Annotated in this window: 11 protein-coding genes; 3 read left to right on the plus strand and 8 right to left on the minus strand. The window is 41.5% G+C overall.

From position 1 onward, the window contains the following. Positions 1–8: 8 nt before the first annotated feature. The 8 genes from lapB to gyrA all read right to left on the minus strand — a co-directional run bounded on the left by lapB (position 9) and on the right by gyrA (position 9,554). The gene (gene lapB, locus MTF64_RS11290; protein ID WP_054982456.1) at positions 9–1,145 is read right to left on the minus strand and encodes a lipopolysaccharide assembly protein LapB; all 1,137 of its coding nucleotides are present in this window, start codon (positions 1,143–1,145) and stop codon (positions 9–11) included. Positions 1,146–1,147: 2 nt separating this feature from the next. Further along, positions 1,148–1,429: a LapA family protein gene (locus tag MTF64_RS11295; RefSeq protein WP_004587873.1), complete on the minus strand. Its 282-nt coding sequence runs from the start codon at positions 1,427–1,429 to the stop codon at positions 1,148–1,150. Between the two features lie 21 nt (positions 1,430–1,450). Next, positions 1,451–1,738, minus strand: a complete 288-nt coding sequence (ihfB, locus tag MTF64_RS11300) for an integration host factor subunit beta (RefSeq protein ID WP_004587872.1) — start codon at positions 1,736–1,738, stop codon at positions 1,451–1,453. Between the two features lie 65 nt (positions 1,739–1,803). Further along, positions 1,804–3,471, minus strand: a complete 1,668-nt coding sequence (gene rpsA / locus MTF64_RS11305; RefSeq protein ID WP_004587871.1) for a 30S ribosomal protein S1 — start codon at positions 3,469–3,471, stop codon at positions 1,804–1,806. Between the two features lie 95 nt (positions 3,472–3,566). Further along, complete coding sequence (gene cmk / locus MTF64_RS11310; RefSeq protein WP_004587870.1) at positions 3,567–4,277, minus strand: (d)CMP kinase; 711 nt, start codon at positions 4,275–4,277, stop codon at positions 3,567–3,569. 107 nt (positions 4,278–4,384) lie between these two features. Then, positions 4,385–5,662, minus strand: coding sequence for a 3-phosphoshikimate 1-carboxyvinyltransferase (aroA, locus tag MTF64_RS11315; protein WP_004587869.1), 1,278 nt, complete (start codon positions 5,660–5,662; stop codon positions 4,385–4,387). Further along, positions 5,662–6,744 carry a 3-phosphoserine/phosphohydroxythreonine transaminase gene (serC, locus tag MTF64_RS11320; protein WP_248451431.1) on the minus strand — a complete coding sequence of 361 codons (1,083 nt, stop codon included), beginning with the start codon at positions 6,742–6,744 and terminating at the stop codon, positions 5,662–5,664. The genes aroA and serC overlap by 1 nt, the downstream gene beginning before the upstream one ends. 110 nt (positions 6,745–6,854) lie before the next feature. Further along, positions 6,855–9,554: a DNA gyrase subunit A gene (gene gyrA / locus MTF64_RS11325; protein ID WP_248451432.1), complete on the minus strand. Its 2,700-nt coding sequence runs from the start codon at positions 9,552–9,554 to the stop codon at positions 6,855–6,857. A 178-nt stretch (positions 9,555–9,732) separates the two neighbouring features. On the opposite strand from gyrA, the gene ubiG reads away from it, so the two are divergent. The 3 genes from ubiG (at position 9,733) to nrdA (ending at position 13,818) form a co-directional block, all read left to right on the plus strand. Continuing rightward, a complete protein-coding gene (gene ubiG, locus MTF64_RS11330; RefSeq protein ID WP_248451434.1) occupies positions 9,733–10,443 on the plus strand; it encodes a bifunctional 2-polyprenyl-6-hydroxyphenol methylase/3-demethylubiquinol 3-O-methyltransferase UbiG in 711 nt (236 codons plus the stop codon). Then, complete coding sequence (locus MTF64_RS11335) at positions 10,443–11,123, plus strand: HAD-IA family hydrolase (protein ID WP_248451436.1); 681 nt, start codon at positions 10,443–10,445, stop codon at positions 11,121–11,123. The genes ubiG and MTF64_RS11335 overlap by 1 nt, the downstream gene beginning before the upstream one ends. A 412-nt stretch (positions 11,124–11,535) precedes the next feature. After that, positions 11,536–13,818, plus strand: coding sequence for a class 1a ribonucleoside-diphosphate reductase subunit alpha (gene nrdA, locus MTF64_RS11340; RefSeq protein WP_024034091.1), 2,283 nt, complete (start codon positions 11,536–11,538; stop codon positions 13,816–13,818). The last annotated feature ends 13 nt before the right edge of the window (positions 13,819–13,831 follow it).

Here is a 13,831-nt window from a genome sequence, read left to right on the forward strand (position 1 = left end):
GGGGGTTATTAAAATCCGTCTAGGCCTCTACTTGGCACAATGGTTTCCCAATGTTTACAAGATGGGCAGTTCCAATAAATAGTGTGGCTTGTAAAACCACAATGTTGGCATTGAAAGTCTGGTTTTGTAGCTATATACGACGTAACTAGCTTATCAATTTCATCAAGTACTTCTTTGGTATTTGGATTTTTATCACCCATTAGCTGTAGTAAAAAGCTAAAACCTCGAATTGTAGGCTGACGTTTTAAGCTGTCGGTTAAAAAATCAAATGCCTGTTTAGTATTTCCTTGCTCTAACAGTGCTTGGCAATGTTTTATTTTTATTAGCACCCCACCTTTATCGAGCAAGTCACATAATAAATCATGAAACTGATGTGTTAAATTTAACTGCTTATAACTATGTGCAAGCTGATCAATAAACAAAGGCGCAAATAACGTAAATTGGCAAACGAGTTCACGCCAATAGTAAATTGCTTTTACGTAGTCTTCACTTGTGTACGCCGATAACCCTAATTCGTATAAAGGGCGAACCGCTTTGTAATTTAAGCTAATGGCTTTGTTCATTAATTGCGGTTTATTTTCGCTTAGAGCAGCTTCGCTGTAAAAATTAGCAATTGCTTTAAAATGCTGCTCTTTAACAAATAACTCACTGTGGGCTTCGAACATATTAATGCCCTTTTCCCACTCTCGAGTTTGCGAGTATAAAGTAATAATTGGGTCAAGTGCTTGTTCATGCCCAGCTTTAACAAGCCACACTAAATGCTCTTCTGCACCGTCTAATAAGCCGGCCATAATATAATCTTCGGCTAATTCTAGACGGCTAGCTGCGGCTTGTTGTTCATTTAAACTTGGGTGTTTTAAAAGGAGTTCATGAATTTTTATTGCGCGGTCAAGCTCACCTCTTCGGCGAAACATAGTAGCAAGGGTTGAGTAGTGGTCAACAGAGTCAGCAGCCACTTCTAATAGGTTTATTAGATGCTCTAAGCCCTGATCTTCTTCTCTGTCTAGTAAAAACTTTAAGCCTTTACTGTATTCTGAAGTGATTTGGCGATTGAGTTGATGAGCTTGGTTTTTTGCACTATTTTTGCCCATAATCCAGCCATAACCGGCAGCAACAGGCAGTAGTAAAAACAAAAGCTCAATCATGATTAGGTGTCTTTATTAGCAATAAGCTTACTATTATTTTTTTCTGGCGCTAATTGTTTTTTTAAGCGGTAATTTTGCCACTTTAATTTAGAAAACAATTTAAAGCTAATAAAACACCCTATTATTACACCCAGTATAAAGCAGATACTTATTATTACAGCGAGTGGCAAGGTATTACTGGCAATAATATAATTGATTTGTACTAATTGTGGATTTTGAGAACCCAATAAAAATGCGCAAAATAGGCATAGTACAACCAGAATAATTTTTAATACCTTAAACAAGTAACTACTCCAACTGGTTAACTAGGCAATACTCTCGTTTACGCGGTCGCGTAATTCTTTGCCTGGTTTAAAATGAGGTACATGCTTACCATCAAGCTCTACTGTATCGCCAGTCTTAGGATTACGACCTGTGCGAGGAGCGCGGTAATGCAAAGAGAAACTACCAAAACCTCTGATCTCAATACGATCTGAAGTAGATAATGAGCCGGCCATTTGTTCAAGAATTTCTTTTACTGCATTTTCAACATCTTTCACTGGAACGTGTGCGTGCTGTTCGGCAAGTGTTTCTATCAGTTCTGACTTAGTCATAGCGTTTCCTTAAAGAGAATAGTGGAAGGGCAAAACTGCCCTTCCAATTAAAAACTAATTAGTAATTAGTCTTTTTGTGCATTTGCGAAAGCAGCTGCCATTGCGTTTTCAAACACTGGCTCTTCTTTCTTAAGCTTCTCTAGTACTTCTTTCTCTTCTGCTTCGAAAAGAGCTTTAACAGATAAGCTTAAAGTGCGGTTCTTACGATCAACGCCAACGTATTTAGCTTCGATTTCGTCGCCTACAGAAGCAACAGTTGTTGCATCTTCAACGCGCTCTTGAGCGATATCAGCTACACGGATGTAACCTTCAACGCCTTCGATAAGCTCTACAGTTGCGCCTTTCGCATCAACTTCAGTCACTTTACCTTTAACAATAGCACCTTTTTTGTTTGCATCAAGGTAGTTATTGAACGGGTCAGCTTCGATTTGCTTAACACCTAGAGAGATACGTTCACGCTCTGGGTCAACTTGCAATACGATAGCAGTGATTTCGTCGCCTTTCTTGAATTCACGTACAGCTTCTTCGCCAGGCGTGTTCCAGGAAATGTCTGAAAGGTGTACAAGACCATCAATACCACCGTCAAGACCGATAAAGATACCGAAGTCAGTGATTGATTTGATCTTACCAGTAACTTGGTCGCCTTTGTTTTGTAGACGAGCAAATTCCTGCCAAGGATTAGCAATACATTGCTTAAGACCAAGAGAAATACGACGACGTTCTTCGTCGATTTCAAGAACCATAACTTCAACAGTGTCACCTAGTGAAACAACTTTTGAAGGGTGGATGTTCTTGTTAGTCCAATCCATTTCAGAAACGTGAACTAGACCTTCAACGCCTTCTTCGATTTCTACGAAGCAACCGTAATCAGTAAGGTTAGTTACACGACCAGAAAGCTTAGAACCTTCTGGGTAACGACCAGCGATAGCTGCCCATGGATCTTCGCCAAGCTGTTTAAGGCCTAGAGATACACGAGTTTTATCTTTGTCGAATTTAAGAACTTTAACTGCGATTTCGTCGCCAACATTAACGATTTCTGAAGGGTGCTTAACACGCTTCCACGCCATATCAGTGATGTGTAGTAGACCATCAACACCACCAAGGTCAACGAATGCACCGTAGTCAGTAAGGTTCTTAACGATACCTTTAACTTCTTGACCTTCAACAAGGTTAGCAAGAAGCTCTTCACGTTCTTGTGAGTTTTCAGATTCGATAACTGCACGACGTGAAACAACAACGTTGTTACGTTTTTGGTCAAGCTTGATTACTTTAAATTCAAGCTCTTTACCTTCAAGGTGAGTTGTGTCACGTACTGGACGAACATCAACAAGTGAACCAGGTAGGAAAGCACGGATTGAATCAACTTCAACTGTGAAACCGCCTTTAACTTTACCGTTGATAACACCAGTAACAGTCTCTTGCTCTTCACATGCTTTCTCAAGACGGATCCACGCTTCGTGACGCTTCGCTTTCTCACGAGAAAGGATAGTTTCACCGAAACCGTCTTCGATTGCATCTAGTGCAACATCTACTTCGTCGCCTACAGCAACTTCTAGTTCACCAGCAGCATTTTTGAACTGCTCTGCAGGGATAGCACTTTCTGATTTAAGACCAGCATCTACAAGTACAATGTTATTCTCGATAGAGATTACTGTACCTTTAACAATAGAGCCTTGCTCTGCTTCAAAACCCTTTAAGCTTTCTTCAAATAACTGCGCAAAATTTTCTGACATACGAATATACGTCTCATATATTAATACCAATAAGCAACCATGCTGCATGGGGTTGTTAAAATAGCACTGGCGTCCTGCTGGTGCATAAAATGTGTTTAGCTTCGTTTAGGAAGCTTGCCTTGTGAGATAGCAATATCTACTAAAGTTATAACTTTATCAAACACTTGCTGAGCGTTAAGCTCGCTTGTGTCTATTTCAATTGCATCATCAGCAGGAACAAGCGGCGCAACGGTGCGATTCATATCGCGCTCATCACGAGCTTGAATGTCCTGTAATAGACCACTTAGTGTAACATCAAGGCCGCGCTCATTCAACTCAACATAACGTCTGCGCGCGCGTTCTTGTGCACTAGCGGTTAAATATATTTTTAATGGTGCGTCTTGAAAAACCACGGTGCCCATATCTCGGCCATCAGCAATTAAGCCCCGTTCGGTTTTAAACGCACGCTGGCGTCGAAGTAACGCTTCACGTACACGCGGTAATGCAGCCACTTTTGAAGCAGCTGCCCCAACCTCTTCATTACGAATTGTCGAGGTTACATCTTCGCCTTCTAAAATAACTTTTCCAGCATTAGTTTGGCTATCAACCAAAAACTGCACATCTAAGTTTGCAGCAAGCGGGACAAGCGCTTCTTCGTTGTCTAATGCTATTTGGTGATGAAGTGCGGCAAGGGATAATACACGGTAAATTGCGCCGCTATCCAATACATCCCACCCCAATTTGTCGGCTAACAAGCGACAAACAGTTCCTTTACCTGAACCACTTGGGCCATCAACGGTGATTACGGGCATTAATAACGCCTGCATTTAAAACCTCCTGCAATGCACACCTAAATAAAACCGCGATATTATACGTCACTTCTGCAAATAGATCCGCTTTAGTGTGTAACTTTTTATAATTATTTATAAAAAACCTACTCACTCACTGATGCTAAAACCTTGAAAAAGGTTGGAAAAGTTTTATATGTACACTTAGGATCGTTGATTGTAATAGGCTTTCCGCCTACGGCAACCATTGCAAAACACATCGCTATACGGTGATCGTCATACGTATCTATAGCCACATCATTGAATGCACTCGGTGGTGTAATTTCGATAAAATCTTCACCCTCTACAACCTCGGCACCCACTTTACGAAGTTCAGTTGCCATAGCATATAAACGGTCGGTTTCTTTTACACGCCAGTTATAAATATTGCGAATAGCCGTAGGCCCTTTAGCAAATAAAGCAACCGTAGCAAGTGTCATTGCCGCATCAGGGATAGCGTTAGCGTCAATATCTACACCTTTTAATTCACCTTTGCGAACAACTAAACGCTCGTCATACCATTTTATTTCAGCGCCAACTTGTTCCATCACTTTAGCAAAACCAATATCACCTTGAACTGATTTAGCGCCCACGCCTTTAATTTCAATTTCGCCACCGGCAATGGCCGCTGCCGCAACAAAGTAAGACGCTGATGATGCATCCCCCTCCACCATAATACGCTCTAGTGATTGGTATTGTTGGCCGCCTTTAACTTTAAATGTTGTATAGTCGCTGTGCTCAACAGTCACCCCAAAACGCGCCATTACATCTAACGTTATATCAATGTAAGGCTTAGAGACCAAAGTACCCTTAATGGTAATTTGCGTATCACCACTAAATAAAGGGGCAGCCATTAGCAATGCTGTTAAAAATTGGCTAGAAATACTGCCATCAATTTCAACAGTACCGCCTTTAATTTGCCCACCAATTATTTTTAGTGGTGGGTAGTCTTTATGTTTTGTGTAGGTAATATCGCCGCCAAGTGCTTGTAGTGCATCGACTAAGTGCCCTATTGGGCGCTCTTCCATGCGCGGCTCACCTATAAGCTCATACTCCCCAGCTACAGCTGCGAGTACCGCGGTTAAAGGACGATAAGCAGTACCTGCATTGCCTAAAAATAAAGGTTCACTTGGGGTTTTAAATACACCGCCAACCCCTTCTACGGTTGCCACAGTGCGATCATCATTAAGCGTTACGTTAACACCTAGTAGTTTTAATGCACCCAACATATGGCGAATATCATCGCTATCTAGCAGGTTTTCTACAACAGTAGTCCCTTGAGCCAGCGCTGCTAATAATAAAATACGGTTTGATAGGCTTTTAGACCCTGGTAAGGTCACACTGCCATTTACACGAGAAATAGGCTCTAAACGAAGTTGTTCCATTAGCTGTGCTCCTTTGCAAATGCCGCCATAAAGTCAACCAAGGCTTGCACACCTGCAAGTGGCATTGCGTTATAGATACTTGCGCGCATACCGCCTACAATTCGGTGCCCTTCTAGTGCAAGTAAGCCGGCTTCTTTAGATTGCGTTACAAACTTTTCGTTTAAGCTTTCATCGTTTAACCAAAACGGTACATTCATACGCGAACGACAATGCGTCGCTACTTTATTAGTATAAAAAGGCGATTCATCAATAAAGTCATAAAGCAGCTTAGCTTTAGCAATATTTTGTGCTTCCATTGCCTTAACGCCACCGTTTTGCTCTAGCCATTCAAATACTTCAGCTGCTAAATACCATGCAAAAGTAGGCGGTGTATTAAACATACTGCCTTGTTTTGCTTCAAGTGCGTAATCTAAAATGCCAGGTTTAGCTAAACCTTCACGCTCAAGTAATGTTTTGCGAACAATAACAATAGCTATACCTGATGGACCTATATTTTTTTGTGCACCGGCATAAATTAAATCAAATTTATTTACGTCAATTTCGCGCGACAAAATAGTCGACGACATATCAGCAATAATAGGTGCCGTTGGGTGACTAGGCACATCAAAAATCTCTAAGCCGTCTACCGTTTCATTTGGGCAGTAGTGAATGTAAGATGCATCTGCAGGTAAGTCCCACTGCGCCACTTCTTTTATAGAAAACAGCCCGTTTGCGTCATTTCTAACGTTGATTGAATGGGTTTGAGTAAATTTATTAGCTTCGTCAGTGGCACTTTTTGACCAAACGCCGTTCTCGCAGTAAACCGCCGTTTTACCATTTTGATGTAAATTTAAAGGCACAGCACTAAATTGACCGCGGCCACCACCGTGCATAAATAACACTTCAAATTCATCGCTAATGTTCATTAAACGACGAAGGCTGGCTTCGCATTTTTCTGTAAGCGCTAAAAAATCTTTACTACGATGGCTAATTTCCATCACAGATACACCTAAGTCTTGCCAGTCTAAAAATTCTTTTTGTGCTTTTTGCATAACAGCTTGTGGAAGCATAGCTGGCCCCGCACAAAAATTATATTTACTCATTACCTTTGCCTCATTCCAGTAATTTAAACTCTTTTGATAAACAAAAAAGGATTATTAATTTTTTTCAACATGATTAAAAAAAGCGGCCTTAGCCGCTTTTTCAATTTCAGTTATTCAGAAGGTGGATTATCATCCGTTGCTTCTTCATTTACTGTATCAACCGTTTCAACGTCTTCAATATCAACTAAGTCACTGTCTGTAACTTCAATCTCTTCGATACGTTGTAAACCAACTACTTGCTCTTCGTCAATAGTTCTGATTAAAATAACACCTTGGGTGTTACGTCCAACCGTCGATACTTCATTAACGCGGGTACGTACTAGCGTACCACGGTTTGAAATAATCATTATTTCGTCGTTGTCGTCAACTTGTACAGCGCCAACTACTGCGCCATTACGCTCACTCACCTTAATAGATACAACACCTTGTGTTGCACGGCTCTTAGATGGGTAATCTTCAAGTTGAGTACGTTTACCGTAACCATTTTCAGTCACAGTTAAAATAGCACCATCAGACTTAGGCACAATTAACGACACTACGCGTTGGTCGTCGGCCATCTTAATACCACGAACACCGGTAGCAGTACGACCCATAGGGCGAACACCTTTGAAACGAATTTCAGGGTTGCCTTCTTCGTCGAGTACCGGGTTGCCGTTTTCATCAACAACAGCAGACTCTTCCGCTTCTTTAAAGCGTACCACTTTACCTGCATCAGTAAACAACATAATTTCGTTACTACCGTCGGTAATATCAACCCCAATTAGGCTATCGCCTTCGTTAAGGTTTACCGCAATAATACCGCTTGCACGTTGACGGCTGTATGCCGTTAGTGGTGTTTTCTTCACAGTACCAAATGCTGTTGCCATGAAAATGTATTTATCTTCTTCGTACTCGCGTACAGGTAAGATAGCAGTAATGCGCTCATCATCTTCAAGTGGCAGTAAGTTAACAATTGGCTTACCGCGAGCGGCGCGACTAGCCAGTGGTAACTGGTATACTTTAAGCCAGTACAAACGACCCGCAGTAGAGAAACATAAAATGGTATCGTGGGTATTAGCCACTAAAAGACGCTCAATGAAATCTTCATCTTTCATCTTCGTTGCTGACTTACCTTTACCACCACGGCGCTGCGCTTCGTAATCAGACAATGCCTGATACTTAACGTAACCTTCGTGCGACAGGGTCACAACAACATCTTCTTCGTTAATTAAATCTTCAAGGCTAATATCGTGCGCTGCAGCGTTAATTTCTGTACGACGCTCATCACCATATTGCTCTTTAATTTCAACTAACTCATCACGAATAACTTCCATTAAACGCTCAGGGCTACCTAAAATGTGTAGTAGCTCAGCAATTAAATCTAACAGCGATTGGTACTCTGCTAAGATTTTTTCATGCTCAAGGCCGGTTAGTTTGTGTAAACGTAAATCAAGAATTGCTTGTGCTTGCTGCTCAGAAATATAGTACTGACCATCGCGAATACCCAGCTCACTTGCCAGCCAATCTGGGCGTGCTACATTGTCTTCGCCTGCTTTTTCAAGCATAGCTTGTACGTTACCTAAATCCCATGGGCGAGCTGTTAAGGCTACTTTAGCCTCAGCTGGGGTTGGCGATTTACGAATTAACTCAATAATTGGGTCGATGTTGGCAAGCGCAATTGCTAAACCTTCAAGGGTATGAGCACGGTCGCGCGCTTTACGTAAATCAAATACGGTACGGCGTGTAACCACTTCACGGCGGTGAATAACAAACTCTTCGAGCATTTCTTTTAAGTTGAAACACTTAGGTTGGTTGTTAATTAATGCAACCATATTCATACCAAACACAGTTTGTAACTGAGTTTGTGAATATAAGTTGTTTAGAATAACTTCACCTACATCACCACGTTTGATCTCAATAACGATACGCATACCGTCTTTATCTGATTCATCACGTAGTGCGCTGATGCCTTCAATTTTTTTATCTTTAACAAGCTCAGCAATTTTTTCAATTAAGCGTGCTTTGTTAACCTGATAAGGAATTTCGTGCACGACAATGGTTTCGCGGCCTGTTTTTTCATCGGTTTCGATGTCGGCGCGTGCACGCATGTACACTTTACCACGGCCGGTTAAATAAGCATCTTCAATGCCTTTTTTACCATTAATAATAGCAGCCGTTGGGAAATCAGGACCCGGAATGTAATCCATTAATTCATGAATCGTTAAATCAGGGTTTTGAATAAGCGCTAAACAACCATTAACCACTTCAGTTAAGTTATGAGGTGGAATGTTTGTTGCCATACCTACCGCAATACCCGATGAACCGTTAACAAGTAAGTTAGGCACTTTGGTTGGTAAAACGTCAGGAATTTGTTCGGTACCGTCGTAGTTAGGAACGAAATCAACCGTTTCTTTTTCAAGATCGGCTAATAACTCATGCGACATTTTTGCCATACGTACTTCTGTATAACGCATTGCCGCTGCTGAATCACCATCAACCGAACCGAAGTTACCTTGGCCATCTACCAGCATATAACGTAGTGAGAATGGCTGTGCCATACGCACGATGGTGTCATAAACTGCACTGTCGCCGTGTGGGTGGTATTTACCGATTACGTCACCGACCACACGGGCCGATTTTTTGTAAGGCTTATTCCAGTCATTACTAAGCTCGTTCATTGCAAACAAAACGCGGCGGTGAACAGGTTTTAAACCATCACGTACGTCTGGTAATGCACGTCCTACAATTACGCTCATTGCGTAATCAAGGTAGGAGTTTTTTAACTCGTCTTCAATATTGACTGGCAGAATTTCATTGGCGAGATCAGTCATTTGATATCACATTCCTTCAGTATCAGCTCTTAGCAACCCGGTATTAGGCGCCAAGAGTATTTGTTATTATTTCTAAGCGACCATGCTATCACAATTAATTTAAATTTACAGGCGCAAAACTTTGCGATTTATCAATTTAGCCCTATATAATGGCCTCAGATTGACGAGGAAGTATTTTATGACCGAACATCAAAATGTAGATAACGCAGAAATAGCAAAATTTGAAGCCATTGCAGAGCGATGGTGGGACCAAGACGGAGAGTTTAAACCTCTTCACGAAATTAACCCATTACGATTAGACTTTGTGGCTAACAAAACCCAAGGCTTATTTGATAAAGAAACACTCGATGTAGGCTGTGGTGGCGGCATTCTTAGCGAAAGCATGGCACGCATGGGTGCACACGTAACCGGTATAGACATGGGGCAAGAGCCACTCACCGTAGCAAAGCTTCATAGCCTAGAAACCGGTGTAAATGTTGACTATATAAAAGTACCTGCAGAAGAATTTGCAACCCAGCACCCTGCTCGCTTTGATGTAATAACCTGTATGGAAATGCTAGAGCATGTACCTGACCCTGCTTCTATTATTCATGCAGTCGCAGAGCTTGCCAAGCCAGGGGCTGATGTGTTTTTCTCAACCCTAAATAAAACGCCTAAAGCTTACTTGTTTGCTATTGTAGGTGCTGAAAAGCTGTTAAAAATGGTGCCTGAGGGCACACACGATCACAACAAATTTATCAAACCTGCACAACTTATTGCATGGGCTGAACAAGTCGGTTTAAAAGTACGTGCCAGTGCTGGCCTGGGCTACAACCCGCTTTCTAAGCAGTATTCATTAAATACAGATGTGAGTGTTAATTACATTCTTCACTTTGAGAAGTTAGCATAATGGCTAGCTCTCATACCCCCTTAACTCCTTTTGAGTACGACGCTTTCTTATTTGATTTAGATGGCACCTTGCTTGATACAGCAGACGATTTAGGTGCTGCTTTAAATGCCGTACTTAAAAGTGAAGGTGTTGCGCAAGTTACGCCTGAGGCGTATAGAAAAGTAGCGTCTAATGGCGCCGGCGCACTACTTGAACTTGGCTTTAAAGCGCAATGGGCATCGCAACCACAAACTGAACGTATAAAACAGTTAGTCAGCCACTACAGCCAAAACCTAGCGACACACACCCGCTGCTTTGAAGGTATAGAATCATTACTCATAGCCCTTGAGAACCAAGGTATAAAATGGGGAATAATGACTAATAAACCCGGGTTTTTAACCGATCCATTAGTGGCTGCTATACCCGCTTTAAAAAATGCACACGTTGTGATCAGTGGCGATACCCTCACCGAGACTAAACCATCACCTTTACCCTTACTACACTGTACAAAACTGATGAACGTAGATCCTAAGCGTTGTTTATACATAGGTGATGCTCAACGTGATATAGAAGCAGGTAAAGCCGCAGGTATGCACACAGCAACAGCGCTTTGGGGCTATATACCAAGTATTGATGAGGCCAAGGGCTGGGAAGCCGATTTTAACTGGCACAGCCCCATTGATGCTTTTAACCATATATAGTGCTATGTAAATTTTTAAACACTATATATTGTGATTGTGTTAGTTTTTATGCAAAGCTTGATGATAAAAAAAGCAGTCGAAATTTATTTTCAAAATGCGTAAATTTAGCAGATCATTAGTTGATTTTTAGCTATTTCAACTTAAATGATTGTTCGAAGGTGAGTGACTACTAACACAAATACGTTATCCCAAAGTTATCCACAAATAGGGGCAATTATGTCCCTTGCAAATCAGCTCAGACCACACTATCTTGTGATCTCTAAATTGAACAACACCAGATATTGTGGCCAAATGTTATTCAATTAAATTCGCCAATACGGTGAAACTTATAATAAATGAATACGTACCTTGCTTTAGCGAGGTATAAAGCATTGGTCAAAATACACAATTCCCAAGGAATACAGGCAAAGCTATGAACCAACAGTTATCTGTAAGCAAGCGTGACGGGCGTAAAGAGCCTTTAGATCTTGATAAGATCCATCGCGTTATTGAATGGGCCGCCGAAGGTTTAAACAACGTATCGGTTTCACAGGTTGAATTAAAGTCACACATTCAATTTTACGACGGTATTCGTACAAAAGACATTCACGAAACCATCATTAAAGCAGCAGCCGATCAAATTTCAAAAGAGTCGCCTGACTACCAGTACTTAGCTGCCCGCTTAGCTGTATTCCACTTACGCAAAAAAGCGTATGGCCAGTTTGAGCCTCCACGTTTATTTGACCATGTTACAAAAATGGTTGAAGACAAACGCTACGACGCTCACTTACTTGTTGATTACACAGAGCAAGAGCTTGATGAGCTAGATGCTTATCTTGATCATTCGCGCGATCTTAACTTTAGCTACGCAGCAGTTAAGCAGCTTGAAGGTAAATACCTAGTACAAAATCGCGTAACGGGTGAGATTTACGAAAGCGCCCAATTTTTATATATCTTAGTGGCTGCGAGTTTATTCTCTGACTACCCGCGCGAAACACGTATTGACTACATCAAACGTTTTTACGATGCAGTATCAACGTTTAAAATCTCTTTACCTACGCCAATTATGTCGGGTGTGCGTACGCCTACGCGTCAGTTTAGCTCGTGTGTACTTATTGAATGTGGCGACAGCCTTGATTCAATTAACGCCACATCATCTGCCATTGTTAAGTACGTTTCACAACGTGCAGGTATTGGTATTAACGCCGGTCGTATTCGTGCATTAGGTAGCCATATCCGTAATGGCGAGGCGTACCACACAGGTTGTATTCCTTTTTATAAGCACTTTCAAACAGCGGTTAAAAGCTGCTCGCAAGGTGGCGTACGTGGCGGTGCTGCAACGTTATTCTACCCGCTTTGGCATTTAGAAGTAGAAAACCTACTAGTACTTAAAAATAACCGTGGTGTTGATGATAACCGTGTTCGTCATTTAGATTACGGCGTACAGTTTAATAAACTAATGTATTCTCGTTTAATTAAAGACGACTACATTACGTTATTTAGCCCATCAGATGTGCCTGGCCTTTACGATGCATTCTTTGAAGACCAAGACGAGTTTGACGCGTTATACGTAAAATACGAGCAAGACGAGTCTATTCGTAAAAAGCGCATTAAAGCGATTGAGCTTTTCTCAATGTTCGCACAAGAGCGTGCCAGCACAGGTCGTATTTATTTACAAAACGTGGATCACTGTAATACGCACAGCCCGTTTATTTCTAAAGTGGCGCCAATTCGCCAATCTAACTTATGTTTAGAAATCGCATTGCCAACTAAGCCGTTAAATAACGTAAACGATGAAGAAGGCGAAATTGCACTTTGTACGCTATCTGCATTTAACCTAGGCGCTATTGAGTCACTTGATGAACTTGAAGAGCTTGCTGAGCTTGCAGTACGTGCACTTGATAACCTACTTGATTTCCAAGACTACCCAGTACCGGCTGCACGTAATGCCACTATGGGCCGTCGTACGTTAGGAATAGGCGTAATTAACTACGCTTACTACCTCGCTAAAAATGGTAAGCGTTACTCAGATGGCAGTGCTAATGCATTGACTCACAAAACGTTTGAAGCAATTCAATACTACCTAATGAAGGCATCAAACGAGCTTGCTAAAGAGCGTGGCGCGTGTCCTAAGTTTAACGAAACAACGTACTCTCAAGGTATTATGCCAACTGATACGTACAAACGTGACTTAGATAAAATTTGTGATGAGCCACTGCACTTAGATTGGGATTCGTTACGTGCCAGCATTAAAGAGCACGGCATGCGTAACTCAACACTTAGCGCATTAATGCCTTCAGAAACTTCGTCGCAAATCTCTAACGCAACTAACGGTATTGAGCCACCACGTGGTCACATTAGCGTTAAAGCAAGTAAAGACGGTATTTTAAAACAAGTAGTTCCTGAGTACGAACGCTTAAAAGATAACTACGAGCTACTGTGGGATATTCCATCAAACGATGGTTACTTACAGTTAGTGGGCATAATGCAAAAGTTTATTGACCAAACTATTTCGGCCAATACTAATTATGATCCAAACAAATACGAAGGCGGTAAAGTACCTATGAAAGTCTTATTAAAAGACTTACTAGGTGCATACAAGCTTGGTGTTAAAACACTTTACTACCATAACACCCGCGATGGCGCATCAGATGCACAAGACGACACTCCAGAAGTGGAAGATGATGATTGTGCAGGCGGCGCGTGTAAAATTTAATAGTTAAACTTAA

Origin of the sequence: Pseudoalteromonas sp. 2CM41L (assembly GCF_023161905.1) — a bacterium.
GTDB lineage: Bacteria > Pseudomonadota > Gammaproteobacteria > Enterobacterales > Alteromonadaceae > Pseudoalteromonas > Pseudoalteromonas atlantica.

What these genes read in the sequence shown, in the direction of transcription:
- gyrA (WP_248451432.1), bottom strand. Translation starts at nt 9,554, where the DNA reads ATGACTGATCTCGCCAATGAAATTCTGCCAGTCAATATTGAAGACGAG.
- ihfB (WP_004587872.1), bottom strand. Translation starts at nt 1,738, where the DNA reads ATGACTAAGTCAGAACTGATAGAAACACTTGCCGAACAGCACGCACAC.
- MTF64_RS11335 (WP_248451436.1), top strand. Translation starts at nt 10,443, where the DNA reads ATGGCTAGCTCTCATACCCCCTTAACTCCTTTTGAGTACGACGCTTTC.
- aroA (WP_004587869.1), bottom strand. Translation starts at nt 5,662, where the DNA reads ATGGAACAACTTCGTTTAGAGCCTATTTCTCGTGTAAATGGCAGTGTG.
- rpsA (WP_004587871.1), bottom strand. Translation starts at nt 3,471, where the DNA reads ATGTCAGAAAATTTTGCGCAGTTATTTGAAGAAAGCTTAAAGGGTTTT.
- ubiG (WP_248451434.1), top strand. Translation starts at nt 9,733, where the DNA reads ATGACCGAACATCAAAATGTAGATAACGCAGAAATAGCAAAATTTGAA.
- serC (WP_248451431.1), bottom strand. Translation starts at nt 6,744, where the DNA reads ATGAGTAAATATAATTTTTGTGCGGGGCCAGCTATGCTTCCACAAGCT.
- lapB (WP_054982456.1), bottom strand. Translation starts at nt 1,145, where the DNA reads ATGATTGAGCTTTTGTTTTTACTACTGCCTGTTGCTGCCGGTTATGGC.
- cmk (WP_004587870.1), bottom strand. Translation starts at nt 4,277, where the DNA reads ATGCAGGCGTTATTAATGCCCGTAATCACCGTTGATGGCCCAAGTGGT.
- nrdA (WP_024034091.1), top strand. Translation starts at nt 11,536, where the DNA reads ATGAACCAACAGTTATCTGTAAGCAAGCGTGACGGGCGTAAAGAGCCT.